This is a genomic window from Streptomyces sp. Ag109_G2-15 (assembly GCF_900215565.1).
Classification (GTDB): Bacteria; Actinomycetota; Actinomycetes; order Streptomycetales; family Streptomycetaceae; genus Streptomyces; species Streptomyces diastatochromogenes.
The window spans coordinates 1726333-1750686 of the sequence record NZ_OCNI01000001.1; the positions used below are offsets into that span (position 1 = coordinate 1726333).

Annotated in this window: 21 protein-coding genes; 11 read left to right on the forward strand and 10 right to left on the reverse strand. The window is 70.8% G+C overall.

Annotation, left to right across the window (positions count from 1 at the left end):
- The first annotated feature begins 10 nt into the window (after nt 1–10).
- The 4 genes from CRP49_RS07390 to CRP49_RS07405 all read left to right on the forward strand — a co-directional run bounded on the left by CRP49_RS07390 (nt 11) and on the right by CRP49_RS07405 (nt 3055).
- On the forward strand, nt 11–385 hold the full coding sequence (locus CRP49_RS07390; protein WP_143669967.1) for a hypothetical protein: 375 nt from the start codon (nt 11–13) through the stop codon (nt 383–385).
- Between the two features lie 137 nt (nt 386–522).
- Entirely contained in the window at nt 523–1779 is a 1257-nt protein-coding gene (locus CRP49_RS07395) for a DUF1266 domain-containing protein (protein WP_097252680.1), read from the forward strand.
- 94 nt (nt 1780–1873) lie between these two features.
- Nucleotides 1874–2437, forward strand: coding sequence for a dihydrofolate reductase family protein (locus CRP49_RS07400; protein ID WP_097252681.1), 564 nt, complete (start codon nt 1874–1876; stop codon nt 2435–2437).
- A gap of 78 nt (nt 2438–2515) precedes the next feature.
- Nucleotides 2516–3055 (forward strand): GNAT family N-acetyltransferase, encoded by a 540-nt coding sequence (locus tag CRP49_RS07405; RefSeq protein ID WP_097252682.1) that lies wholly within the window; start codon nt 2516–2518, stop codon nt 3053–3055.
- A 434-nt stretch (nt 3056–3489) separates the two neighbouring features.
- Here CRP49_RS07405 and CRP49_RS07415 read toward each other — a convergent pair whose 3' ends face one another.
- Both CRP49_RS07415 and CRP49_RS48820 read right to left on the reverse strand, forming a co-directional pair.
- A complete protein-coding gene (locus tag CRP49_RS07415) occupies nt 3490–3906 on the reverse strand; it encodes a peptidoglycan-binding protein (RefSeq protein WP_097252683.1) in 417 nt (138 codons plus the stop codon).
- Nucleotides 3907–3984: 78 nt separating this feature from the next.
- A complete protein-coding gene (locus CRP49_RS48820) occupies nt 3985–4371 on the reverse strand; it encodes a peptidoglycan-binding protein (RefSeq protein WP_306459715.1) in 387 nt (128 codons plus the stop codon).
- 202 nt (nt 4372–4573) lie between these two features.
- Between CRP49_RS48820 and CRP49_RS07425 the strand changes: the two genes are divergently transcribed.
- On the forward strand, nt 4574–7468 hold the full coding sequence (locus CRP49_RS07425; RefSeq protein WP_097252685.1) for an AfsR/SARP family transcriptional regulator: 2895 nt from the start codon (nt 4574–4576) through the stop codon (nt 7466–7468).
- Between the two features lie 68 nt (nt 7469–7536).
- On the opposite strand, the gene CRP49_RS07430 is transcribed toward CRP49_RS07425, so the two are convergent.
- Nucleotides 7537–7941, reverse strand: coding sequence for an ATP-binding protein (locus tag CRP49_RS07430; protein WP_097252686.1), 405 nt, complete (start codon nt 7939–7941; stop codon nt 7537–7539).
- A 204-nt stretch (nt 7942–8145) separates the two neighbouring features.
- On the opposite strand from CRP49_RS07430, the gene CRP49_RS07435 reads away from it, so the two are divergent.
- The 4 genes from CRP49_RS07435 (at nt 8146) to CRP49_RS07450 (ending at nt 12199) form a co-directional block, all read left to right on the forward strand.
- Nucleotides 8146–8997 carry a helix-turn-helix transcriptional regulator gene (locus tag CRP49_RS07435; protein ID WP_097252687.1) on the forward strand — a complete coding sequence of 284 codons (852 nt, stop codon included), beginning with the start codon at nt 8146–8148 and terminating at the stop codon, nt 8995–8997.
- 8 nt (nt 8998–9005) lie between these two features.
- Entirely contained in the window at nt 9006–9206 is a 201-nt protein-coding gene (locus CRP49_RS07440) for a DUF397 domain-containing protein (RefSeq protein ID WP_373560333.1), read from the forward strand.
- 132 nt (nt 9207–9338) lie between these two features.
- On the forward strand, nt 9339–10625 hold the full coding sequence (locus CRP49_RS07445; protein WP_097252689.1) for a DUF1266 domain-containing protein: 1287 nt from the start codon (nt 9339–9341) through the stop codon (nt 10623–10625).
- A 230-nt stretch (nt 10626–10855) separates the two neighbouring features.
- The gene (locus CRP49_RS07450) at nt 10856–12199 is read left to right on the forward strand and encodes a M14 family metallopeptidase (RefSeq protein WP_097252690.1); all 1344 of its coding nucleotides are present in this window, start codon (nt 10856–10858) and stop codon (nt 12197–12199) included.
- Nucleotides 12200–12205: 6 nt separating this feature from the next.
- On the opposite strand, the gene CRP49_RS07455 is transcribed toward CRP49_RS07450, so the two are convergent.
- The 4 genes from CRP49_RS07455 to CRP49_RS46755 form a co-directional block, all read right to left on the reverse strand.
- Nucleotides 12206–12730, reverse strand: coding sequence for a hypothetical protein (locus CRP49_RS07455; protein WP_097252691.1), 525 nt, complete (start codon nt 12728–12730; stop codon nt 12206–12208).
- 67 nt (nt 12731–12797) lie between these two features.
- Nucleotides 12798–14363 carry an AAA family ATPase gene (locus CRP49_RS07460; protein ID WP_097252692.1) on the reverse strand — a complete coding sequence of 522 codons (1566 nt, stop codon included), beginning with the start codon at nt 14361–14363 and terminating at the stop codon, nt 12798–12800.
- Nucleotides 14364–14427: 64 nt separating this feature from the next.
- A complete protein-coding gene (locus tag CRP49_RS07465) occupies nt 14428–14979 on the reverse strand; it encodes a hypothetical protein (RefSeq protein ID WP_097252693.1) in 552 nt (183 codons plus the stop codon).
- A complete protein-coding gene (locus CRP49_RS46755; protein WP_179851537.1) occupies nt 14976–15320 on the reverse strand; it encodes a hypothetical protein in 345 nt (114 codons plus the stop codon). Before CRP49_RS46755 ends, CRP49_RS07465 begins: the two co-directional genes overlap by 4 nt.
- Before the next feature lie 22 nt (nt 15321–15342).
- Here CRP49_RS46755 and CRP49_RS46760 point away from each other — a divergent pair, with 22 nt between their 5' ends.
- A complete protein-coding gene (locus CRP49_RS46760; RefSeq protein WP_179851538.1) occupies nt 15343–15513 on the forward strand; it encodes a hypothetical protein in 171 nt (56 codons plus the stop codon).
- Between the two features lie 19 nt (nt 15514–15532).
- Here the strand turns inward: CRP49_RS46760 and CRP49_RS07470 are convergent, their stop codons facing one another.
- The gene (locus CRP49_RS07470; RefSeq protein ID WP_257033324.1) at nt 15533–17641 is read right to left on the reverse strand and encodes a hypothetical protein; all 2109 of its coding nucleotides are present in this window, start codon (nt 17639–17641) and stop codon (nt 15533–15535) included.
- A gap of 48 nt (nt 17642–17689) precedes the next feature.
- The gene (locus CRP49_RS07475) at nt 17690–18172 is read right to left on the reverse strand and encodes a hypothetical protein (RefSeq protein ID WP_097252694.1); all 483 of its coding nucleotides are present in this window, start codon (nt 18170–18172) and stop codon (nt 17690–17692) included.
- A gap of 130 nt (nt 18173–18302) precedes the next feature.
- Here CRP49_RS07475 and CRP49_RS07480 point away from each other — a divergent pair, with 130 nt between their 5' ends.
- Nucleotides 18303–20105 (forward strand): caspase family protein, encoded by a 1803-nt coding sequence (locus CRP49_RS07480; RefSeq protein ID WP_097252695.1) that lies wholly within the window; start codon nt 18303–18305, stop codon nt 20103–20105.
- On the opposite strand, the gene CRP49_RS07485 is transcribed toward CRP49_RS07480, so the two are convergent.
- On the reverse strand, nt 20086–24342 hold the full coding sequence (locus CRP49_RS07485) for a CHAT domain-containing protein (RefSeq protein WP_257033325.1): 4257 nt from the start codon (nt 24340–24342) through the stop codon (nt 20086–20088). The genes CRP49_RS07480 and CRP49_RS07485 overlap by 20 nt on opposite strands.
- Nucleotides 24343–24354 lie beyond the last annotated feature (12 nt).

The following is a 24354-nucleotide window of genomic DNA, read 5'->3' on the forward strand; positions in this document are numbered from 1 at the left end:
TATGCAGGCAATGCGCACCCTCAGCAGGTTTGGAGAGCTTGCCTGGTTTAAACTTCCCGTGGAATATAATCCTGTGCACGGCTATCACCAGGTTCCCTACATGGGGTGGCGCTACACATCCCCGCAGGAAGACATCGCTCAGCTCATCGAAGATGCCGTAGAGGGGCTACCCACTCAAGTCGAATGGACGCTTGACAGATCCAGAAGAAACTGGATCCTGCTGCCGAGTCGGATTCTGCGCGAGGCGCAAGGGCTTGAGAATCCCGCTTTTGCGAATATCGTGCACTCCATTAATGTTCAGGATCAGGAATTCTGCCTCAAGGCGCTTTCGGATTTTGATCTTATTATCCTGCATCTCCAGCAGATTCCAATCCCTAAGAGCTGATCCCGTCAGGCCAACCGGGCGTCCCGCTGATACTGATCGGTGCGATGCCAGACGAAAAGCATGACTTCCCGATATCCCCATCTCCACGGCTGAGGGAGGGGGCACACGCCTATAACGGACAAAGGGCAGGGCGTCTGATGTCATTCGGTCCGCTACCCGCAGGTTTCGGTCCTCCCATATCGCCTACGTGGACACCGCCAACGGATATCGAGCAGGCGCTCTTCGAGGCCAAGTCGCGCGAGGACTGGCCTGCGTACTTCGGGACGCTGGCGCAGAACAGGCTGTTCTTCGAGATACAGAAGGACAAGGCGGATGCCACACCCCCTGCCACGTACGCCGCCTTCGGACACGATCCGCGTGTCGCAGGCGGGCGGATCTGGGCCGTCTACACCGAGGGCATGCTGCCCGCGCCGGAGCGCCACCGGGTGTTCGACTGGAACCACCTCGAGTGGTTCGCCAAGGTGTGGCGGCCGACTGATCCGTCGGTGATCGTCGTCAATCCCGGGAGCCCTTGCGAGGCCTTCCTTCCCTCGGCGCCGCCGCATTCGGCGACTTGGGCGCAGTACGGGAGGTTGGCCCCCGCTCGGAAACGGTCCCTGCGGCTGCGTACCCTCCGCGTCGGCGGGCCGCTGCACGGCTCTGTCGCCCACGGCCTCGCCTGCGGAGCACTCCTGTGTGTCAGCAACGGCTCCTTCTGGAACGCCATGGCCTGGCACGGCACGGGATATCCAGGTGAGCGGACACGGCTTCGTGAGTGGTGGGGCATCACCACCCGCGAGGAGTGGCAGGACTACCTCCGCGACCTCCTCGCCTGCGAGCAGCACAGCTCGGTCTGGGATTTCGCCTTCGGTCTGCGCCAGAGCATCGCCCGGGATTTCGGCGGGCACGTCGACCTCGGGTACTGGCGGCAGGCCGCCGCCAACCTCATCCGGGCCAAGTCCGAGGGCTCGATCGTGGTGTCCGAAGACGGCGTCACCACAACGGATCCCCGACCCGAGCCCGAGGTCGAGGCCCGCATCGAGGGCGTGCAGCGACTCATCGGGCGCATCACCCGCTACGAGGCCCGGATGCGTGCCGACGGCGTGCTCGACGAGAACCAGTACGTGTCGTCCGTCGACGCCTGGGATCTCGGGCGCGCCTCGAAGATGGCCCGATGGGGGCTCGGTGCCCGGTTCGGCACACTCGCGGAGGCCGAGTCCGCCGTCATCCAGGCGGGGCGGACCGCCTCCCATTCCTACAAGTCGTGGCAGGACTTCTCCGCCGGCTCCATCCTCGGGCGCTGCCTTCACTTCGATGAGGAGGAGTTCGGGGACTGGTATCAGGACATGGTCGAGGCCCACCGGATCCTGATGTCAGATCCCGGCAGCCCTTGGCTCAACATCCCGTTCCGGTGACGGTCCCGACGAACAGCTCCGCCGCGCGAGTCGCGATGAGTCCTGCGGCGTCCGGCGGTCGTACTGTCGAACCCGTCACCGAGGAGGACTTCCGATGCGCAGCTTGACCTACTCGATGGGCATCTCACTTGACGGCTACATCGTCGGGCCGGACGGCAGCTTCGACTGGACGGCGCCCGTCGAGGATGTCTTTCGCTTCTGGATCGACGAGATTCAAGAGGTCGGCGTCCACCTGTTGGGACGACGGCTGTACGAGACGATGCTGTACTGGGAGACCGCCGACCAGGATCCATCGCTCGACGACTCAGAGCTCGAGTGGGCCGCGCTCTGGAAGCCGCTGCCAAAGGTGGTGTTCTCGACCACGCTGTCGGCGGTGCAGGGCAACGCCCGCCTGGCCTCCGCCGGCCTTGCGGAGGAGATCGAGCGGTTGCGAGCCGAGCCGGGGGAGGGCGACATCGCGATCGGCGGCGCGACTCTCGCCGCCGAGGCGGCCGCGTCGGGTCTGATCGACGAGTACCGGGCCATGGTCTACCCGGTGCTGGTGGGCGGTGGCACTCCGTTCTTTCCCCGACGCGAGCGCCGGGTGGATCTCGAACTCGTCGAGACCCGCACCTTCAGCTCGAGAGTCGTCTACCTCCGCTACCGCGTGGCGCGCTAGGTGCTGTTTGGGGTTCGGATCCAGGTGGAGTCAAGCGTTCCCCGTTCGGTTGGTTTGACCACCTGTTAGCGTGCGCGGATGGAAGATCTGGGACCCGTGACTTGGCCGCCTGAGCCGATCAGGACCGAGAGGCTCGTGCTCCGTGAGCCCGAGACCCGGGACCGTGCGGCGTTCATCGAGCTGCTCGCCTCGCCAGAGGTGCACACCTACCTCGGCGGCCCTCGACCGCGTGACGAGCTTGAGCGCGAGATGCCCCGGGCGCCCGAGCGGTGGCCCGGGAGCTTCGTCGTCGACCTCGACGGGTCGATGATCGGCCAGATCCTGCTCAGGAGAGCAACGGGGCACCGTCGCCCGGCTGCCGCGGGGAAGGCCGATCTCGGCTACCTGTTCCTGCCGCGGGCGTGGGGATTCGGGTACGCCTACGAGGCGTGCGCGGCGGCACTCGGCTGGCTCGCCGACGCGCTTCCCGGCGAGCCGGTGGTGCTCACCACCCAGACCGCCAACGTCGGCTCGATGCGTCTCGCGGCGAAGCTCGGGTTCACTGAGGTAGAGCGGTTCGAGGCCTGGGGCGCCGAGCAGTGGCTCGGCATGCGGTCCCCGGTCACGCCGTCCAGTTGAGTTTGCGACGGAACCGCCGGGGAGAGTCCCTGGCTCAACATCCCGTTCCGGTGACGGTCTCGGCGAACAGCGCCAACGAGTGGGAGGCCACTGATCGGGTGAGGTGGTCGGTGTCCACGACGCACGAGGCTCCCGTGCCGTTGAGGAAAATGTTCGACGTCTCAACTCTCTGGCACAGGAGCCTCGTTGGTTCTCCATGCTGCCGCACTCGATCTGCCTCACGCCCTGGTCAAGTGGGGAATCAAGCTTGTCGCCACCCGTGAGGGTCAACGACGCCGCAAGCTCCCCGCCGCATCAGCGTGTCGCTGCCGGTTTCGCTATCTCCGTCGGCACCCCCACGCCGACCCGACCGCACCGTCAGCCGAGGACTGTCCGTGGACCGTGCACCGGTCGAGCGCAGTGTCGTACGGCTGAAGTCACGGACTCGCTGAACCTCAGAGGCGGGCGCAGGTCGCGCCGACGCCCTGGGACGCGTACCACCGCCAGGAGACCTTGCCGCGGGTGTCCGGACCGTAGACGCCGTCGGGGTAGAGGCCGGTCTGGGACTGGAGGGTGCGTACGGCGGCCACGGTCTGCCCGCCATAGACGCCGTCGATGCCGCCGGTGTCCAGGCCGTGGCAGATGACGAGGGCGAGCTGAAGGGCCTCCACCGCCTCGCCGCTGGAGCCCTTCCCCATCAGGCAGGAGGTGGAGCCACTGCTGGTGGCGGGCACCAGGGTGTGGTAGCCGCCCCGGTCCACGCCGATGGTCGTGGTGCACCAGCCGTCGGCCGCCGAGGCGCTGGGGGCGATGCTGACCATGCCGCCGAACACGGCTGCGGCCGCGCCGAGGGCGGCAAGCGTGCGCTTCATTGTTCTGTTCTCCGTTGCTGGTTCAGGAGGATGCTGGAGGTGTTGGTGGCCGGTGGGCCTGGTACTGGGAGCTGCCGCCTACAGGAAGCTGCACGTCACGTCGCCGTCGTTCCAGTAGTACTGCCAGAAGACGTGCAACCGGGTGTCCGGCCCGTAGATGCCGTCGGGCTTGAGCCCGATGCGGGTCTGGATCGAACGTACGGCGCTCTCCGTCTGGGCGCCGTAGACACCGTCGATGCCTCCCGTGTCCAGCTCATGGCAGTTGACGAGCGCGCGCTGCAGCTCCGCCACCGCCGACCCGCTGGATCCGCGGCCCATGATGCAGGAGGTCGAGCCGCTGCTCGTGGCCGGCTGGATGAAGCGGCCGGAGTCCTCCCACACGGACGTCGTAGTGCTGCACCAGCCGTCCGCCGCGCCCGCGGAAGGCGCGTTTCCGATCAGGCCCAGGACGGACACGGCTGTCATGCCCAAGATGACAAGAGCGCGTTTCATGCGCTGTTTCCCCCCAAGTACGTGTATCCGGCGTCGAGTCGCCGATATCACACTGCCGGGCATCGACAACAGATGGACAACAGACGGACAACAGCGAATCAACAGCGCCCGGGGCGCCGATCACCAGGAAAGGGCGGGCGCTGTTTAGCATGTGGCGAGGGGTAAGGGGGGTGCGATGCCGACGTTCGGACTGCTCGGTCCGCTGATGGTCCACGACGGGATACAGGAACGACCGTTGGGGGCCGGCAAAGTCCGCGTTCTGTTGGCCGCGCTCCTGCTTCACCGCAACCGGACCATGTCGAAGGACGGCCTGAAAGAGGCTCTGTGGGGGCCTAATCCCCCGGCGACCGCCGACGCCTCCCTCGCCAACCACGTGGCGCGACTGCGACGACAGTTGGCGTCTCTTGGTGACGATGCGCGACGGCTCGCGGCGGAGCCGCCCGGATACCGGCTGCACGTCGGCGATGGGGAGTTCGATGTCGACGTCTTCGAGGCCCATGTGAGTGCCGTCCGCCGGGCGTACCTGCAGCAGGACTGGGACACGGCGGCACGCCGGAGCGCCGACGCCATGGCGCTGTGGCGCGGGCAACCGCTGGCTGACATTCCCGATTTCGCGGATGCCGAGCCGCAGGCTCGGCTGGTCCAGCAGCTTGTGGAAACCCGGCTCCAGGTGCTGGAGTGGGGGTTCGACGCGGCCCTCGCTCTCGGTAGGCACCACGAGCTGGTCCCGCAGCTGACGGCACTCGCCTCCGAGCACCCGCTGCGGGAGGCGTTCCACCGCCAGCTGATGCTCGCCCTGCACCGCTCGAACCGGCAGGCGGAGGCACTGCAGGTGTACGTGCGGCTGCGCCGGAGCCTGGTGGAGGAACTGGGCGTCGAGCCGTCCGCCGCTGTCCGGGCGACACACCAGGACGTACTCGCCGACGAGGGCACCGTCGTTGTGCCGACGCCCGCGTCCGCCGCCGTCTCCCAGCCCGAACGTCGGCCATTGCGCCAACTTCCTGCGGACGTTGGTTATTTCACCGGCCGGGACAGGGAGATCGCCACTCTTACAACGCTGCTCCGCCCGGGCGCCGACGCCGGGAGGCAGCCACTCGGCCACTGCCCCCGACCGGTCGTCGTCTCCGGAATGGGCGGCATCGGCAAGACGGCCCTGGCCGTCCATGTCGCGCACCGGCTGCACGAGGACTTCCCGGACGGCCAGCTGTACGCCGACCTGCGCGGCTTCAGCCCAGGCCGGGAGCGCAGCCCCCGCGACCTGCTCGCACGGTTCCTGTCGGACCTCGGAGTGCGCGCGGAGTCCCTTCCCGATGACACGGACGACTGCGCGGCGCTTTTCCGTACGGTCATGGCGGAACGCCGGATGCTGCTGGTGCTCGACAATGCGCGAGATGCCGCTCAGGTCACGCCGCTGCTCCCGGGCAGCGGCAGCTGCGCCGTGGTGGTCACCAGCCGCCATACCCTCGCGGACCTGCCGGATGCCACGCTCGTGCCGCTGACGCCCCTCGACGCCGATGCCCAGGAGATGCTTCTGGCCGCGCTCTGCGGAGGCCGGCGCGTACTGGAGGAACCGGCCGCAGCCGCCGACATCCTGGCTGTGTGCGGCGGGCTGCCGCTGGCGTTGCGCGTCGTGGGTGGCAGGCTGGCCTCCCGGCCGGCATGGCCGCTCGCCCTGCTCGCACGGCAGTTGTCGTCCGGCTCCGGCCGTCTGCGGGAACTCAGCGTCGGTGGTCTCGACGTCCACGCGACGTTCGCCATGAGCTACGTCGCCATGCGCGACAGCGAGAAGCCCCAGGAGCGGGCGGCCGCCCGAGCCTTCCGTTTGCTGGGACTGTGGCCCGAGCATGAGCTGACACCGCATTCTGCGGCGGCGCTGCTCGGCCTCCCGGTGCGGGAGGCCGCCCGCCTCCTGGACCTCCTGGCCGACGTCCACCTCGTGCAGTGCCCGACGCCCGACCGGTATGCCTTCCACGATCTTCTCGGCGAGTACGCCGTCGAACGAGCCGCGGCGGAGGAGGCCCCGCGGGAGCGGGCGAACGCCTCGCTCCGGCTGCTGTCCTGGTACGTGGCTGCGGTGGAGAAGGCATCGAGGGTGACCGTCGGCGAGACGCAGCCGCCTCCCCCGCTGGACGAGCAGCCGGACGAACCCGTTCCGGACTTCGGGGACGCCCAGCAGGCTCTGCGGTGGTACGTGCGGGAGCTGCCCGCCATCCGGCAGGCAATCGGCAGGGCCGGTTCCCTCGGCCGCTCCGACGTGGCCTGGCGCCTCGCCGTCGGTCTGTTCGGGTACGCGGACACGTACTGGTGGACCGGTGAGTGGGACACCTGTCTCCAGGCCGCCCTGGCCATCGCCGTGGAAGGTGACGACACCGTGGGGCAGGCCTGGCTGTACCGCCGTCTCGCCGTCGCGCACGGCATGGCCTACCGCAACGACGAGTGCCTGGAAAACCTGCAGATCTCCCTGGACCTCTTCGAGCGGGCCGGAGACATCACCGCCCAGGCATCGATCCTGGGCAACATGGCGGCACTCCACACTCAGGCCGGCCGGGCGGAAGAAGCCCTGGCCTACGCGTTGCGCTCGCAGGAGCTGTACCGCAGGACGGACAGCCCCGGCAGCGAAGCCCTCCTACTCGGCAGGATCGCCGACGCACTCCAGTTGGCCGGGGACTTCAGCGGTGCCGCGGAACAGCATCGTAGGCGCATCCCGCTGCTGCGGAGCCAGGCGCGACCCACAGCACTCGCCACAGGCCTGACGAACTACGGCTCCGCGCTGCAGAACCTGGGCCTGCGTGACGAGGCCTTCGCGGCCCTGGACGAAGCCATGGCGATACGCCGTCAGCTGGGCGATCACGGTGGCGAGGCGGACTGCCTGGCGGCCACCGCCCGGGCCCACCATCACTTCGGGGAGTGGGAGGCCGCCCGCCGCTGCTGGCACGCATGCCTGGACCTCGCGCGCACCCACACCCTGCCGCAGCGTGTCCAGGAAAGCCTGGACGGCATCGCAGCACTGGAACGAGCCTGCACGACCGGCGCGTCGAGATGGAAAGTGCACGTGCAGCACCCGCTGTAAGGCCCTGGTCAGCAGCGCCGGATCCTTCTGGAAGATCCGGTGCGGCGCCTCGTGCGACGAACCCACCATCACGCCGCCCCCAGCTCACACCACACGAACTTGCCCCGGTTGCCGAACCTGGCCGACGGCTGCCAGCCCCAGTAGTCCGCGCACGCCCGGATCAGTGCCAACCCCCGCCCCTCCTCCAGCTCGGCGACCTGCTCCAACGGTCGCGGAGGCTCCGGCGGCCCGGGGTCCGTGTCCCACGCCCCGATCCACACCACGCCCTCCGGGGAGCGGCGCACCCTCAGCGCAGCCGGCCCCTTCGTGTGCCGTACCGCGTTCGAGACCAGCTCCGTCGCGAGCAGCTCCGCCGTGTCCACCAGACCGGTCAGCCCGTGCAGCGTCAGGATCAGACGCAGGGTGCGACGGCAGACGGTCACCGCTCTGAGGTCGTTCGGGATGTAGAGGGTGTAGTCCCAGGTTTCGGGCATGAGTCAACTCCGTTCAGAGGAAGGGGATTTCACGCGCGGTGGCATTGCCGCAACCGTCACGGCACGACGGAGCAGTGCGCTTCCGCTACGTGTTCGTTGCATCACTGACGGTAGAGCCACAATTTGGGACCATGCAAGTCGCTACCGTAATCTGCCCCTCGAACGAGGTTCTGTTCCAGGGAAGTTAGTGGCGAGGAGGAAGACATGGCGCGCAGGAAACAGCCCACGGCACGCCAGACACGTCTGGGGTCTGAGCTGCGGAAACTACGCGAGGCCGCCGGACTCAAAGGGCTCGAAGCCGCCGCGCTGCTCGGGACGGACTCGGCTCAGATCAGCCAGATCGAGTTCGGCACGGCGGGCGTGAGCGAGGAGCGTGTACGACGACTCGCTGCTCACTACTCGTGTACGGACGCGGAGTTGGTCGAGGCGTTGGTGACGATGGCAACCGACCGGACCTCGGGCTGGTGGGAGGAGTACCGGGGGCTGCTGCCAACGTCGTTCCTGGATCTCGCCGAGTTGGAGTACCACTCTTCGTATCGCCTCGACGTGGAGTTCCTGCACGTACCGGGCCTGTTCCAGACGGATGACTACGCACGTGCCATCTTTTCGTACCGGGTCCCTGAACTCCCTGAGAAGGACCTCGAGTTGCGCGTCCGTCACCGGATGGAGCGAAAGGTCATCATCGAGGAGCCGGCCTGCACCCCCTACGAGGCCGTGATCCACGAGGCAGCCCTGCGCATCAGGGTCGGAGACCGGGCCGCCACGCGCGCTCAGCTCGATCGCATCCTGGGGTTCTCCGAAGTGCCCCACATCACCGTGCGAGTCATCCCGTTCAGCCTGGACGGCTTCGCCGGAGCCACGAACGCCATGATGTACGTGGGTGGTGCCGTACCCAGGTTGGACACAGCAGTGCGTGATGCCCCTCATGGCGCAGGGTTCATCGACTCCGAAGCCCAGCTCGGTGCGTTTCGAACGCTCTTCCGTAAGGTGGAGGCTGTGTCACTCGCCCCCGAGCGGTCGCGTGACTTCATCCACAAGCTAGCGAAAGAGTTGTGAGGCACACCGTGGCCCCTGACAACTGGCGGAGATCGTCCTTCTCGGGAAGCGGCGACGGCAACAACTGTGTGGAAATCGCGACGCGCCCCGACCACATAGCCATCCGCGACTCAAAGACCCCGGCCAGAGCAACCCTCACCTTCCCACCCGGAGCCTTCACCCCCTTCATCGAAGCCCTGAAGAAGGCGGGTCACCCGCGTTCCGTTTGAGGGTTACTTCCTGGAAAACGGCGTGGTCTGGGCCACTCCTACCGCCCCGCTGAAGCCACCGCCCCCGCGTCACATAGCATGACCGGGCAAGTCAAGTCGCCTCAGACGGCCATAAGTTGAAAAGGGCAAGCCATGTCGTTCGGTCCGCCACCCGCAGGGTTCGGGCCTGCGACTCCGCCGGCCTCGACTCCGCCCGCCCCGACGCCGCCTGCCTGGACTCCCCCGTCAGACATCGAGCAGGCCCTCTTCGACGCCAAGTCGCGCGAGGACTGGGCAGCCTACTTCGACACCCTCGCCGACAGTCGCCTGTACTTCGAGATACGGCGCGACGGGGCCGATGCTGAACCCAGCAGGATCCAGCCCGTCTTCGGGCACGATCCTCGGGTCGCCGGCGGCCGGATCTGGGCCGTGTATACGGAGGGGATGCTGCCCGCGCCGGACCCGCACCGGGTGCTCGACTGGCAGAAGCTCGGGTGGTTCGCCCGGGTGTGGGCGCCGAGTGATCCGGCCATGATCGTGGTCAATCCCGGTACTCCGTGCGAGGCGTTCCTGCCCTCCGCGCCGCCGCACTCCGCCGTGTGGGCGCAGCACAGTGAGCGGGCGGAGGGTCCCCTGGACCGGGCGAGGGTGCTCACGCTCCGGCTCGGCGGTCCCCTGGAGGGGCCCGTCGCGCGAGGGCTGGCCTGCGGCGCGCTGCTGATCGTGCGCGACGGGCTGGCCTGGAACGCCATGGCCTATCACGGCAACGGCTATCCGTCGGAGCGCAAGCTGCTTCGCGAGTGGTGGGGCGTCACCAGTCGCGAGGGGTGGCAGGAGCAGCAGCGCGCCCTGCTCGACCCCGATGGCGCCAATCCCGTCTGGGAGTTCGCCCTCGGGCTGCGTCGCACCATCGCTCGTGACTTCGGCGGTCATGTCGACACCGGCTATTGGCGTGACGCGGTTGCGCGGGTGCTGCGCGGTCGGTCGGATGGAGAGATCGTCATCACTCCCGACGGGGTCACCTCCACCCCCACCGTCCCCGAGGCGGAGACCGAGGCCCGCATCAAGGGCGTCCAGGCTCTCGTCGGGCGCATCACCCGCTACGAGGCACGTTTCCGCGCCGACGGCATCCTCGACGAGAACCGGTTCGTCAGTTCCGTCGACGCATGGAACTTCGGGCGAGCGTCAGGTATGGCTCGCTGGGGGCTGGGAGCCCGGTACTGCTCGCTGCCGGAGGCCGAGTCCGCCGTCATCGAGGCCGGGCGGGCCGCCGCGCGGTCGTACAAGTCCTGGCAGGACTTCGCCGCCGGGTACATCCTCGGGCGCTGTCTGCACTTCGACGACGAGGAGTTCGGCAGCTGGTACACGGACATGGTCGACGTCCATCGGGTTCTGATGTCCGAGCCGGGCAGTCCCTGGCTCACCGTGCCCTTCAAGTGACGGCTGCTTCGGCGCATTCCCGCCGTAGTCGCTTTGACGCACCCTTGACCTGACCATGCCAACGCTTCACCATGAGCGCCAACCCCGCACAGCGGCCCCACAGCAACACGCACCACGACCCCGCACATCGCACATCGCACATCGCACCCCGCACGTCGCACTGAAGCACCCCCCAGCTCCACTCCCCACTTCCGGCGACCCCGGAATTCCTGGAGACCCAAGGAGAGTTCATGCGACTTCGCATCCGCGGCTCCGGCGCGCGCGGCGGCAGACGTACCGCCGCACTCGGCGCGCTGCTGGCCCTCGCCCTCGCCGCCCCCGTGTCGGCCACCGCCACGCACGCCACCGCCGAGAGCGTCCGGAAGGCCCCCTCGTCCGGTGAGGACATCCGGCAGTACGAGATCCATCAGAGCACCAATCCCGTGACCCGTACGGCCATTCAGCAGGCCGGCGTCACCGTCGACGAGGCCGACGAGGAGACCGTCGTCGTGTCCGGGCGGGCCGAGCAGATCGGCAAGCTGCGGAAACTCGGCTATGACGTCAGTCCGTTGGGCGCGGCACCCGAGCGGTCCGGGGCCCGGCTGTACGACTTCCCCAGCGCCGACTCCAAGTACCACAACTACGCGGAGATGAACGCCGAGATCGACCAGCGGCTCGCCGCCTACCCGAACATCATGAGCAAGCGGGTGATCGGGAAGTCGTACCAGGGGCGGGACATCGTCGCCATCAAGGTGAGTGACAACGTCGGGACCGACGAGGACGAGCCGGAGGTGCTGTTCACCTTCCATCAGCATGCTCGTGAGCATCTGACCGTCGAGATGGCGCTGTATCTGCTGCGTGAGTTCGGCGCCGGGTACGGGAGCGACTCCCGGATCACGAATCTCGTCAACAGCCGGGAGATATGGATCGTCCCGGATCTCAACCCGGACGGCGGCGAGTACGACATCGCCACCGGGGCGTACCGGTCGTGGCGGAAGAACCGGCAGCCCAACTCAGGGTCGTCGTACGTCGGGACCGACCTGAACCGGAACTGGAACTACAAGTGGGGCTGCTGTGGCGGGTCGTCGGGGTCGACGTCCTCCGAGACCTACCGTGGTTCCGCCGCCGAGTCCGCGCCCGAGGTGAAGGTCGTCTCCGACTTCGTGCGCAGCCGGGTCGTCGGGGGCAAGCAGCAGATCAAGGCCGGGATCGACTTCCACACCTACAGCGAGCTGGTGTTGTGGCCGTTCGGGTACACGTACTCGGACACGGCCACCGGGATGACCGCGGATGACGCCGCCGCCTTCAAGGCCGTGGGGCAGAAGATGGCCGCGAGCAACGGGTACACGCCCGAGCAGTCGAGCGATCTGTACATCACCGACGGGTCGATCGACGACTACCTGTGGGGCGTGCACAAGATCTTCGACTACACCTTCGAGATGTATCCGACATCCAGTTCGGGGGGTGGGTTCTACCCGCCCGACGAGGTCATCGAGCGGGAGACGTCCCGGAACAAGGATGCGGTGTTGCAGCTGCTGGAGAACTCCGACTGCATGTACCGGTCGATCGGGAAGGCCGACCAGTACTGCGGCTAGGCCTGGCTAGGCCTCCTCGAAGTACGCGTCGAGGACCGCGTCCAGCTCGTCCTCCCACTCCTTGAAGCGCGCCCTGGCCGTCGCCTCGATCTCGATCGGGTACCAGCGGCGGTCAGGGGTGTGCACCGTGATGGTGAAACGCTTGCCGAAGCGGGGGGACTCCGTCTCGACCGCGGCGATCTCGTTCCAGCGGAACTCGCAGTTCTCCTCGTCCAGGCTGAGCCGGACCCCGCGGTGGTCGGCGACGAACTTGGCGCGGCGGTCGGAGGCCTCGAAGACGGGGCCGTCTTCGGGCGCCTCCTTCTCCTCCTCCGGCTCTGCCGGTGCCTCGGCCGTCTGCGTCTCCGCCTTCGGCTCCGGCTCCTCGGCGGGCTCCGGTGCCGTCGGCTCCGACTCGGACTCCGGCTCCGGTTCCGGCTGCGACTTCGCCGCCGGTCCGGTGATCCCGGGGATGAAGGCCGGGTCGAATCCGGCGCCCGTCACGGGCTCGCCCTCGACGGGCTTGCTGCTCGATCCTATGCGCTGCTCCACGGCGGCAGTATGGACGACATTCCTGTGCCGGAACCAGTCAGCCCACCGATCCCTGGGGTCACATGCGTCATTCGTCCATGAAGACGATGCGTCGGGTCCGGCCGCCGTCCCCCGGCACCGGCGTCACCGCCGCCCGGCCCGCCGGTACCGCGCGTTCGCGGCCCCAGGCCCGGATCTCCTCGATCTGCTCGGGGTTGCTGACGCTGAGCGGGCGTACCTGGGCGAAGGTGTCCATGACGTACGAGTCCTTCAGCTGGGCGATGCCGCCGCGGCGCACCGCCTCCTCGCCCACGTCGTGCAGGGCGGCCTCTATGTCGGAGCCGGCGAAGCCCTCGGAGAGGTCGACCAGGCGGTCGAGCTGCTCGGGGGTGGGGTCGGCCTGGAGGTAGCGGTGGTGGTAGATGCGGATGATCTCCTTGCGGTCCTGGGCGTCGGGCAGGTCCACGAAGAAGAGTTCGTCGAAGCGGCCCTTGCGCAGCAGTTCCGGGGGGAGGCTGCGGATGTCGTTGGCGGTGGCCACGACGAACGCGCGGGACTGGGACTCCTGGAGCCAGTACAGGAACTGGCCGATGATGCGCTGCGGGACGCCGGACATGTCGTCCCGTCCGGCCAGGCCCTTCTCGATCTCGTCGATCCACAGGACGCAGGGGGCCACTCGGTCGGCCATCGCCAGGGCCTCGCGGAAGCGGCCCTCGGACTCGCCGAGGTACTTGCCGTGGATGCTGGCCATGTCGAGGCGGTAGAGGGGCAGCTGCCAGTCGTGGGCGATGGCCTTGGCGGAGAGCGACTTGCCGCAGCCGGGGACGCCCACCAGGAGGACTCCGCGGGGCGGGCGCAGGGCGGTGTGGCGCAGGTCGCGGGAGATCATGTCGTGCTTGCGTTCCAGCCAGGTGCGCAGGCCGGTCAGACCGCCGATGGCGTAGTCGCTCTGCTTGAGGTGGACCCGTTCCAGGCCGGTGAGGTCACTGAAGATGCGGTCCTTGGCCTGGGCGAGGCCGAGGACGTCCTCGCGGCGGATGGCGCCCTTCGCGGCGATGGTCGCCATGAGGTTGACGCACTCCGCCTCGGTGACGCCGTTCAGGAACTCGGCCGCGCGCCGGGCGTCCTCCTCGGTCCACTCGATGGGGATGTGGCCGTGGTGGTCGCCGAGGAAGCCGCTGAGGATGCCGTACATCTCCTCGGAGTCGGGCAGGTCCAGGCGCAGGCTCATGCCGAGGCGCTGCAGGCCGCTCCAGATGGGGGTGTCCGTGATCAGGACGATGCTGCCCATGTTGCTGTCGGCCAGGCGGGCCAGTTCCGCGAAGTGGCGGGTGACCGGGGTGTCCGACTCGAGTTCGTCGGGGTCGACGAAGACGACCGTGGCGTTGGCGCGGCTGCCGAACTGGGCGGCCGCGAAGTCCATCGCGCCGGCGAGCGAACGGTCGTCCTGCACGGGCGCGTTGGTGCGCAGATCCCGCAGGCCGGTGGCCCGGGTGTAGATCCAGAACGGCATGCTGCTGCGCCGGGACTGGGTGGCCGCCTCGCGCAACAGGCGCAGGGCGCGCTGCTGTTCTATGGTGCGCATCGCGATGACCGGGACGCGGGCGGAGATGTAGCTGTCGAGGTGGCTGAGGCTCTCGGCGTAGTTCGACATGCGGGCCTTCTCGGACCTTCTTCGGGGCGGGACGGATCGGGACGGGTTGCGGGCGGGCCGCGCCTCAGCCGGGCACGATGCGCCGTCGGGGCGGTGCCGCGGGGTCGTACGACCATGCGTCCCCGGCCGGTCGTACGGTCAGCGTGGCGGTCAGCGCGTTGTCCCGCAGGGTGCGGCGGCGGCGGTCGACCAGGCGGGGGTCGGTGCCGCGCCGGATCTCGGCGTCCAGGTTCCGCTCCAGCTGGGCCTGCACCTCGGTGATCTGGTTGTCGACCAGTTCGGTCAGCCGGGTGCGCAGGGACGCCGGGAGGCCGGGGTGGGCGGCCAGCCCGCGGATGCTGTGCAGACCGGTGCGGGCCTGGGCGAGTTCACGGCCCCAACTGAAGTCGTCCCGGGCCTCGTTCAGAGCGCGGACCAGGTGCTCGGCCCAGGCGACCAGGCGGGTGTTCAGGGCGCCGGTGAGGTGTTCGGTCAGCCGGGCCCAGGTGTCGCCGTCGTACTGCTCCTCGGCGAGCGCGGGCAGCACGGCCGGGTCGGCGGGCTCCAGGGCCGCCCAGCGGCGCAGGAAGCCGACCCAGGCCTGGTAGGGGCCGCCGTCGCCCCACAGACCGCTCATGCGGTGCTGCCCGGCCGGCGTACGAGGGTCTCGCCCGGCGGCAGCGGCTCCCAGTCGGGCAGCCCCTCCACGACCCGCCGAAGCCTGCTGGTGACCCGCTCCTGCTGCGGGCGGCGCTGCGCGGCCCACGGGGAGGACTGAGCGCGACCGGAGTCGGCGGAGGCGGCCCAGGGGGAGACGGGGCCACTGCCGCTGGGCTGGGCGGCATGGGGGGCGGCGGCGGACTGCGGGGCGGCGGCCCAGGGCGCCGCCGGGGTGGCTCCCTGGGGTGCGGTGCCGCCTGCAGCGGACTGCGGGGCGGCGGCCCAGGACGCCGCCGGGGTTGCCCCTTGCGCAGGCACCGCAGCTCCCTGGCCCGGCACCGTGGCCGCGGGTTGCCCGGTCGCGGCCCAGGACCGCTGGGCCGCGGTCGCCGACGGGCCTGCCGTGCTGCTCCCTGACGGCGGCACGGTCCCCGCCTCGGGCGACGCGGGGCGCGTGGCGTTCGCCCATGGCGACTCGTCCGACGCGGGCGGCGTCGGACCGGGCTGCTGAGCGGGCGGCGGTGGCGTACTCATCGGGCGCTGTCCTCCTGAGACTCGGACGAGTTCTCCTGACCGGCCTTGGCCTCCGGCCCGGACTCCTTACGGGACGACGACTCGGACGCGGACTGCCAGGGGGCGGCCGGGGCTACGGCGTCTTCCTGGGCCGAGTCCGCAGGCGCGGCGTCCTCGCCCGTCCGGGGCTCGGGAGCGGCGGCCCAGTGGGCCGGGGGTACGGCGTCCCTCTGGGGCGACTCCGCAGACGCGGCCTCCCCACCGGTACCGGGCCCGGGAGCGGCGGCCCAGTGGGGCTCGGACGAGGAGTCCGCGCGAGCCGACGCCCCCGGCCCAGCCTCCTCCCCAACCGCCCCCGCAGCCCCGCTCTCCTTCCCCACAGTCCGCCCCTCGAACGGCGAAGCACCCCCGCCCGCCGTAGGCAGCGTGGCGATCAGTTCGCGGACCTTTGTCTCCGTCTGGTCGGCGGAGGTGAACTTCTCGTACCAGTCGGTGAGTTCGGCGGAGGCGCCTCGTAGCTGGTGCAGGGACTCCGTCTTGGCGCGGGTCAGGAGTTCGCGGGCCGCGTCCTGGGCTCGTTTCGCGGTCTGGGCCTGGTTGCGCAGGATCAGGCCCCAGACCAGGGCGACGATGGCCGCGGAGCCGATCGCGAAGAGGGGGAAGCTGCCGGCGAGGAAGAGGAGGATGGCCGCGACGACTCCGGCCAGCGGGGCCACCTTCTTCAGCCACGGGAAGGCGAGCGCCTCGACGAACGGGCCCGTGTAGCGGTCCCAGTGGTCGCTGAGGGACTTCTCCAGGGTGGCCAGGGGCTGGGTGAAGGAGCCGACCCAGGTGGGGAGTTGGAAGAGCTGCGAGCCCACGGAGTGCGACGTTGCGAACTGGGCCTGGACGTCCTGTGGTACGGCGGCACGGTAGTCGCGGGTGTGGGCCGCGTGCGCCTGGCGGAACCACTCGTGGCAGGCCGCCACGGAGAGCCGCTGGGTGGCCGGTGAGGTGCCGATGGCCTGCGGGTTGAGCGCGGCCGTGGTCTGCACGGTGAGGTAGTCGAGGGTCTCCTCGTACGACGCCGCGTCCGCGTCGGCGGTCTTGCGGGCGGAGGTGAGGTCGCCGTCGTGGTCGACCACCGCCTGGTTGAAGGCGAGGTCGCGGCGGAGCGGCAGCTCCTCGTTGTCGTACTCGGAGACCAGCCGGTCGAGGATGTCGTCGACGGCGTCCTCGATGCGCTCGGACGGCTGGAACTCGCGTTCCATGATGGCCCGGTACTTGTCCAGCACGGGCTGCTGGCCGCGCGCCGAGGAGAGCACGCCGTCGAGGGTGAGCCACTGCGGGGACAGGGCGGCCAGGCGCGGGAACTCGGCCGCCTGGGACGGACCGCGCAGGGACTCCAGCTCGTCGCGCCAGCGCCGGACCTGCTTGGCCTGTGCGTCGGCGCTGTCCATCAGCTGGTTCCGCCACTCGGCGAGGGTACGGTCCAGCAGCTCGCGGCCGACCAGTCCGAACGCGCCCTGGGCGATGGCCTCCAGGATGACCGCGAACTCGCGGCCAAGCGCGGCCGGGTCCTGGGCGAGGAGGTAGTGGCGCAGCCAGCGTACGGCGCCCTCCGCACGGCCCTGGCGGCGCAGGACGAGCGCGAAGAACAGGGAGGTGCGGTCGGGCGAGCGGCGGAACGCCTCGTCGACCGCGCGCTCGCACAGGGTGCGGTCGTCGGCGGACCAGGAGGCGAGGGCGACCAGGGCGGGGGCGAGCCAGTAGCGGGGGGTCTGGAGCATCAGCTGGTCGCCGACCATCCGGACGTTGTCCTCCGACACCAGGCCGATGTCGAAGGCCTGGAGCATGCCGACCGCGGTACGGCGGACCGTCTTGTGGTGGCCGAACTCGTGGTCGATCTTGTCCTCGATGGCCCCGATGCGGGTCTCGGCGCGCTGCACGTTCGCGGTGGCCTGCGCCTGCTGGACGAAGGCGAGGAACTCGTCGCGCAGTTGCTGGAGTTCGGTGCGGGTCTGGTGCTGGTTGGCCTCGACGGTGGAGACCTGGCCGGAGACGGAGCCGACCTGTTCGCTGAGTCTGATGACGAGGTTGCTGACCTCCTGCACCTGGCGGCGCAGTGTGTAGTCGACCTCGGACATGCGGAACTCCGTTCGAGTGCTGCGGGGTGAGCGGGCAGGGGTCGGGGGTCAGGGGCGGACGACGGTGCCGTCGTCCAGGACGGGCAGGATCAGGCCGTCGTCGTAGACCTCGACGTACGCGTAGCCGCCGGAGCGGGCGAGCATGCGGGCGGCCGAGAACGGCTCGGGCATCGGCTCGGCCGGGGCAAAGTGCCGCACGATGACGTGGAAGAGGTTCAGCTGGTGGTCGACGTACGGCGGGCCCAGATGGCAGCGGGCGACGAAGCCGAGCGGCACCGAGCCGTACGCCGTCGTGTACTGCTCGCGGACCCACTCGGCCAGCGACCGGCAGGCCTGCTCGTCCAGTCCCGCGTCGAGCCGGCCCACGGCGTCGAGCAGCTTCCGGGAGCGCGATGTGTACAGCTCACGGCGCAGGGCGGCGGGTGCCGGGTTGGCGGGTGCGGCGCCCCGCTGGGCGCCCAGGCCCGGCTGGATTCCTGGACTCTGCTGTGCCGACTGCACGATACGGCGCGGCCGTTCGGTGTTCCCCATGTGTCCCCCGAGAGTCATGGGTGGTGAGCGGTTGTGCGATGCACGGAAGGTGAAGGTTAGTGACGTCACGTCAAGAGTGCATCTCGGTACGGCTGATTGACACCGACAGGACACTGGCAGACTCTCCCCTATGGGGACGATCAAGGCGCTCCTGGTGGGCATCGACGACTATCCGGCGTCCGTGGCGAGTGCGCTCGGCGGCTGCGCGAACGACATCGCCGAGGCGGGCCGGCTGCTGACCGACCTGGCCGGTGAACAGGCGGACGTCACCGTCCTGTTGAACGCCGACGCGACCGTGGCCGCCGTGACGGACGCGATACTGCGGCACCTGGGCTCGGCCGGTCCGGACGACACCGCGCTGCTGTGGTTCTCCGGGCACGGCACGCAGGAAGCCGCCACCGGTGATGATCTGCTGATCGAGGCGACGGGCCTGAACCAGGCGCTGGTGTGCGTGGACGGTCCGCTGCTCGACAAGCGCCTTGGCGCGTTGCTGGACCGGGTCGCGGCGGGCGGTGCCCAGGTCACGGCGGTGCTGGACTGCTGTCACTCGGGGGGCGCAACGCGGGAGGCGGAGCTGACCGAGCGGTACGCGCCGCCCCGGCCGGAGTGGGACTTCGGCGCCCGGGCCCACGGCGGGCCGCCCCGGCATGTGCTGCTGGCGGCGAGCCGGCTGGACGAGCCGTCGTACGAGGGCTGGTTCGAGGGGCGCCGGCACGGGGCGTTCACGCATGCGCTGGTCGGCGCGGTGCGCGCGGCCGGTCCCGGCGCCACCTGCCGGGAGCTGCTGGCGGCGGCCGCGGCCCGGGTGCAGCGGGCGGGCAGCACCCAGCATCCGGTGCTCTTCCCGGACCTCCCGGGCGGTGCGGCGGACCGCCCGCTGCTGGGCGGCGCGCCCCGCACGGCGAGCCCGCACCTGCTGCGGTACGGCGCCGACGGCTGGGAGGTGGACTGCGGTGCCGTGCACGGTCTCCGGGAGGGCGGCGCCGAGGCCCAGGGCACCACCTTCGCGGCACTGGAGGAGGGGCCGGGCCGGGGAGTCGTACGCGCGGTGGAGGTGTCGGCCGCGCGGACGCTGGTCGCGCCGGTGGACTGGGAGCCGGAGCCGGAGCGGGTGTATCCGGTCGCGCTGTCGGACGTCGCGCTGCCGCCGGCCAGTGTGGCGGTGGACGGATCACCGGAGGACGTACGGCGGCTGGCGACGGCACTCGGGCCGCTGGTGCGGCTGGTGGACGGGGCCGAGGAGGCGCTGGGGCTGCACTTCCGGGTACGGGTGCGGGACGGACGGGCGTCGGTGCTGCGGCGCGACGGTACGGAGTTCACGGCGCCGCTTCCCTTCGCCGTACCGGCGGACGCGGGGCGGGTCGCGGACTGCCTGGCCCACCTCACCCGCTGGCACCAACTGCGCGATCTCACCCCGCGGCCCTCCCTGCTGGACGGTCTGGTGGAGCTGGAGATCACCCCGTGGGGCTCGGCGGAGCCGCTGCGGCCGGACGCGTCCGGGGAGATCGTCTGCGCGTACAGCGGCGGCCTGCGCCCGCCCTGGGTGTCGATCCGTCTGCACAACCGCTCCCCCGACCGCACCCTGTGGTGCGTCCTGCTCGACCTGACCGACGACTACGCCTCCTCCTCGGCGCTGTATCCGGGGCACTTCATCGGTCCCGGCCGTACGGGCCACGCGCTGGACGGCGATCCCGTGCAGCTGTCGCTGCCCGCCTCCCGGGCCGTCGCGCCGGGGGCGGAGGCCCGTGACTGGTTCAAACTGATCGTGGCGGACCGGGAGTTGAGCACGGTGCCGTTCCGGCTGCCCGCCTGGGACGCGGCGACCGGGCGTCGGATCGCCGGCCCCGTGCTGGGGGCGGCGGGCCGCTGGACGGCGGTGACCGTGCCGCTGCGCACGCTGGTGCCGGAGCCGGTCAGCGGCCCAGATGTGTGAAGCCGGCCCAGGCGCTCAGATCGTGCGGGTCGATCCGGCGGCCCCGCTCGGCGAGGAACTCAGGCAGGTCCGGAGGTAGTTCGCGGTCGGGGTTGAGCATCCACAGCTGGGCGCGGCGCAGCGCCCGGGCCGGGGGTTCGCCGTGGGTGCGCAGGAAATGGTGGGTGAGGAACATCAGCACCGAGGTCGCCTCGTCCGGGACCGGCCACAGCGAGCCGACGACCGAGCGGGCGCCGGCGGCGAGGAAGGCGGTGGCGAGGCTGTAGGCCTCGTTGTGGCCGCGGCCCGAGACATGGCTGCGGCAGGCGGCCAGCAGCACGAGGCCCAGCCGGTCACCGCCCGCGCCGGCGATCTCCTCCGCCGCCAACTGCCCGTTGTGCAGGGCGAGATAGGCGCTGCGGCGGGCGTTCTCGGCGACGGACGCGTGACAGGCGAGATGCAGCACCGCCCCGTCGTACGGCGACTCGCGCAGCCACCGCAGCACCTCGCCCGGGGTGCCGGGGCCGTCGGTGGGACCGGCCGTACGGCGGCCCAGGAACCGGGCCTCGGGGTAGAAGGCCCGCTGTATGGCGTCGGCCTCCTCGCCCGCGTGGCGCAGGTCGCCGGTCGGGTTGCCGACGATCAGGGCGGAGCCGGTGTGCTCGGCGGCGGGGCGGGCGGCCACCTGGCACAGCAGGCGGGCCGAGGCGGCGTAGGAGATCTCGGCGGCCTGGAGCGCGTACTGCCGGCCCCGCGGCCCGCCCGCCTCCCAGGCCGCGTGCCAGGGCACGAGCCCCAGCTTCCCCATCGGCACCAGCACCAGCCGGGGCAACCGTCCGGCCGGCATCTCGAAAGCCTCCAGCAGCGGCCGCATCGCCGCGTACCAGGCCCAGCCGCACAGCCGGTCCAGCTGGGCGCGGAGGGAGGGCGGGGCGGTGGGGCGCCAGCCGGGGACGGGGCCGGCGTCGCGGGGGTGGGCGGGGGTGCCGCCCGGGCCGTACTCCGTCGGCGGGGCACCTGGGACCGAGACGCCCGGGCCCCCGGACAGACCGGCGTCCGAGGCGTACTGCGCCTGCGCGGCCCCCGAGTCCGGGCCCCCCGCGCGCGACAGCCCCTCCCCCGGGCCGTACTCCTTCAGCGGCGCCGCAACCTCCGTGAGCGTCGGCAGGGGTACGGCGTGCACCGTGGCATTCGAGGTGACGACCAGGGCGGTGCCCGGGGTGTCATCCGTGGCCGGTACCAGGTAGACCAGGGCGTCCTTGGTGAGGGTGCGCAGGGCCTCGGCGATCTCCTCGGGGGTGGGCGGGTCGAGGAGTCGGGCCTGGTGGGTGCCGGTGAGGGCGGCCAGGACGCGGCGGCGCAGGGTGCTGGGGACGGTGAGGGGGGTCTGGGCGGCGGTGAGGGGGTCGGTGGGCCGCTCGGTCGCGCCGGCTCCGGCGGCCTGCCAGTCGGCCGCGAGGTCGGTGTGGCCGGTGGCGGTGAGGAGGTCGGGGACGGTCGCCGAGGTGAGGGTCGCGTGCAGGACCAGGCCCCGGCAGGCGTCCAGGGCCTGGAGGGCCTCCTCGGGGCGGTCGTCCTTCAGGCACCAGCCGGCCACCTCCAGCGCGGCCGCGGTGGCCTGCGCGGCGGCGACCGTCGCGTGGTCGGTGCCGGACTGCAGCAGGGCGGCCCAGGCGTGGCCGCGCAGGGAGTTCAGGCCGAGGGTGCGGGCGTTCGCCCGGTCGCGGCGGTGCAGGTCGTCGCGGGTGCGGTGGGCGCGGGCGAGGGCGAGGCCGATGTCGGCGTAGAGCCGGTGCTCTGGTCCGCCCGCCTCCGCGAAGGCGCCCTCCAGCAGGGCGATGCCCTTGGCCAGGCGCTCGCGGCGGCGCACCCGGTCGAACTCCATCTCGGACAGGACGCAATGGGCGATGCCGAGGCCATTGGCGTAGCGCAGGCGGCTGTCGCTGCCCGGCTCGCACAGCTCATGGGCCTCCCGGAGCAGGCCGATGGCCGCCACGAGTCCCGGTCCGTCCTGCTGGGCGGCGGCCTGCGCGAAACGGGCCATGCCGGTGTCGCCGAGCACCCAGGCGCGATGGTCGCGTGGCAACCGGCTCGCCTGGCGCCGCAGTTCGGCCGCGCCGGGGCGGGCGGCGAGCGCCGGCAGCGGGGGTACGCCGAGGTGCTGAGCGAGGTTGTCGCGGCCGAGGCGGGCGTTCTCCAGCAGGATGAGGATCTCGATACGGGAGGGGTCCTCTTCGCTCAGCGCGGCGTGGCCCTCGGTGAGCGCGGCGATGTGCCGGTCGGCGGTAGCCAGGTCGCCGCTCCGCACGGCGGTGTGCGCGTCGAAGCCCGCCTGCTGGAGGTCCATCAGGCGGCGCACGTGCGCGGGCAGGGCGGGGTCGGAGCGCAGTCGGCGCCAGGTCGCGGCACCGGCCTCCATGTCGTCGCCGGCGCCGCCGGTCTGGCCGCGCTGGGTCTGGGCCACGAACCGGGCGAGGGCGAGGGCGTAGTCGGCCTCGTCGCCGAGGCCGCCGTCGGCCTCCGCCCGGTCGAAGTGGGCGAGCACCTCGTCGAAGCCGGCGCCGGAACCCCTGCTCATCTCCTGCTGCAGCCGGGCGACGCCGGCGATGGCGTGCGCCGGCCCCCGCCAGGCCGGGTCCCGTTCGGCCTGTTCCAGGACCGCCTGGGTCAGCTCCCGCCGGTGCTCGGCGGTGACGTGGGTGCCCTCGGGGTCGACAACGGTGAGGTTGTTCAGTATCAGCGAGGCGAGCTGGGCCCGGCCGGGGCTGCCCGGTTCGAGGGAGCGCAGCCGGGCGAGGGCCTGTTCGAAGCCCTGGATGCGACGGCGGGATCCGACGACGTCCCGTTCCATGCCCCGCAGGAACTCCTCCTCGCCGAAGTCGACGAAGGCCCGGCCCTCGCGGATGTCGTCGAGCATGCCGTCCCAGGTCTGCTTCAGCCGTTCGGCGTCGAGTCCCTCCGGGTATCCGTCGATCTCGGGCAGTTCTCCGTGGTCGGCGAGGGTGAAGCGGGCCCAGCCGTCGAGCATGCGGGCGGACTGGAGCAGATCGTGGTTGTCGGTCCCTGAGTCCAGCACGATTCCGGCGGCCCGCAGCACGTCCCGGGCACGGTCCGGCCGGGGGTCGTCGTGGTGCCGGGACTGCTGGAAGAGGGCGAGGAAGAGCGCGGTGGCGCCGATGTCGCCGTCCCGTTCCGGCCGCCAGGTGTCGATGGCCCGGCGCACCAGGGAGATACCGCGGTCCCTGCCCTCGGCGTCGTCACGGGCGGCGGCCCGCTCGTACAGCAGCCGCCCGAACATGTCCAGGTACTGCGGCAGCAGCTGTTCCTCGGCGCCGGGCCGCTCCAGCAGGCGCCGCAGCTCGACCTCGGCGGCCAGGCTGTGGCCGACGTCCTTCCAGGTGCCCCAGATCATGGCCCGTACGAGGAGGGCGTTGACCTCGGCCTCGAACGCCCAGTGGGGTTCGGGTCCGCCCGCCCGGCGGGCCTCGGTGAGCGCGGTGTCGAAGGCGTCCCGGGCGGCCTCCAGTTCCTCCCGGTCGACCCGCACCCGTCCGCGCACCATCGCGGCCAGGCCCAGGCTGTAGCGAAGGTGCGGGACTTCGGCGGGCGGGGCGGTGGCGAGGAGGGCGCGGTAGTGGCGGGCCGAGGTGTCGGCGGCGTCGAGGTCGCCGTGGAGCAGGGCCCGCTGCATGGACAGATATCCGGCCCCGGCCCGCAGGTCGGCCTCTTCCTCACTGCCCGGCTCCACGTCCGCAAGGGCGTCGTCGTGCCTGCGCAGGGCCTCCGCCAGCAGCTCGGCGGAGTCGGGTTCGGCGAGGCAGCGCAGCTTGGCGCACACGGCGAGCACCTGCCGCCCCCACACTCGCTCCCAGGCGAAGTCGGGGTCCTGGTCGGGCAGCCCCTCCACCCCGGCCACCAGCAACTCGAAGGCTTCTTCCAGCAGATGCCGCTCGCCGCCGTCCTCGTACTGCACACCCCGCAGCTGCCCGAACCGGACCCGCCAGGCCGACCAGAGCGGCTCGGCGCCGGGATTGCGGAAGGCGTGCTCGAACGCCTCGACGGCCAGGGCGAGTTCCTCGTCGCGGCCGTCGTCGTCCCGCAGCAGATACAGCCGGTGGCTCAGCTCTCCGGCGTACCCGCACAGCTCGGCGGATTCCGGATCGCCGGCGGAGCGCCGGGCCAACTCGTCTAGTACGGCGTCGCGTTCGGCGGTGATGTCACCGAGCGGGTCGGTCGGCCGGGAGGAGGAGAAGGTCACGTACCCATACTG

What these genes read in the sequence shown, in the direction of transcription:
- CRP49_RS07415 (WP_097252683.1), bottom strand. Translation starts at nt 3,906, where the DNA reads ATGAAGCGCACGCTTGCCGCCCTCGGCGCGGCCGCAGCCGTGTTCGGC.
- CRP49_RS07405 (WP_097252682.1), top strand. Translation starts at nt 2,516, where the DNA reads ATGGAAGATCTGGGACCCGTGACTTGGCCGCCTGAGCCGATCAGGACC.
- CRP49_RS07475 (WP_097252694.1), bottom strand. Translation starts at nt 18,172, where the DNA reads ATGGGGAACACCGAACGGCCGCGCCGTATCGTGCAGTCGGCACAGCAG.
- CRP49_RS07450 (WP_097252690.1), top strand. Translation starts at nt 10,856, where the DNA reads ATGCGACTTCGCATCCGCGGCTCCGGCGCGCGCGGCGGCAGACGTACC.
- CRP49_RS07460 (WP_097252692.1), bottom strand. Translation starts at nt 14,363, where the DNA reads ATGTCGAACTACGCCGAGAGCCTCAGCCACCTCGACAGCTACATCTCC.
- CRP49_RS07395 (WP_097252680.1), top strand. Translation starts at nt 523, where the DNA reads ATGTCATTCGGTCCGCTACCCGCAGGTTTCGGTCCTCCCATATCGCCT.
- CRP49_RS07445 (WP_097252689.1), top strand. Translation starts at nt 9,339, where the DNA reads ATGTCGTTCGGTCCGCCACCCGCAGGGTTCGGGCCTGCGACTCCGCCG.
- CRP49_RS07480 (WP_097252695.1), top strand. Translation starts at nt 18,303, where the DNA reads ATGGGGACGATCAAGGCGCTCCTGGTGGGCATCGACGACTATCCGGCG.
- CRP49_RS07435 (WP_097252687.1), top strand. Translation starts at nt 8,146, where the DNA reads ATGGCGCGCAGGAAACAGCCCACGGCACGCCAGACACGTCTGGGGTCT.
- CRP49_RS48820 (WP_306459715.1), bottom strand. Translation starts at nt 4,371, where the DNA reads ATGACAGCCGTGTCCGTCCTGGGCCTGATCGGAAACGCGCCTTCCGCG.
- CRP49_RS07400 (WP_097252681.1), top strand. Translation starts at nt 1,874, where the DNA reads ATGCGCAGCTTGACCTACTCGATGGGCATCTCACTTGACGGCTACATC.
- CRP49_RS07425 (WP_097252685.1), top strand. Translation starts at nt 4,574, where the DNA reads ATGCCGACGTTCGGACTGCTCGGTCCGCTGATGGTCCACGACGGGATA.
- CRP49_RS07390 (WP_143669967.1), top strand. Translation starts at nt 11, where the DNA reads ATGCGCACCCTCAGCAGGTTTGGAGAGCTTGCCTGGTTTAAACTTCCC.
- CRP49_RS07465 (WP_097252693.1), bottom strand. Translation starts at nt 14,979, where the DNA reads ATGAGCGGTCTGTGGGGCGACGGCGGCCCCTACCAGGCCTGGGTCGGC.
- CRP49_RS07470 (WP_257033324.1), bottom strand. Translation starts at nt 17,641, where the DNA reads ATGTCCGAGGTCGACTACACACTGCGCCGCCAGGTGCAGGAGGTCAGC.
- CRP49_RS07430 (WP_097252686.1), bottom strand. Translation starts at nt 7,941, where the DNA reads ATGCCCGAAACCTGGGACTACACCCTCTACATCCCGAACGACCTCAGA.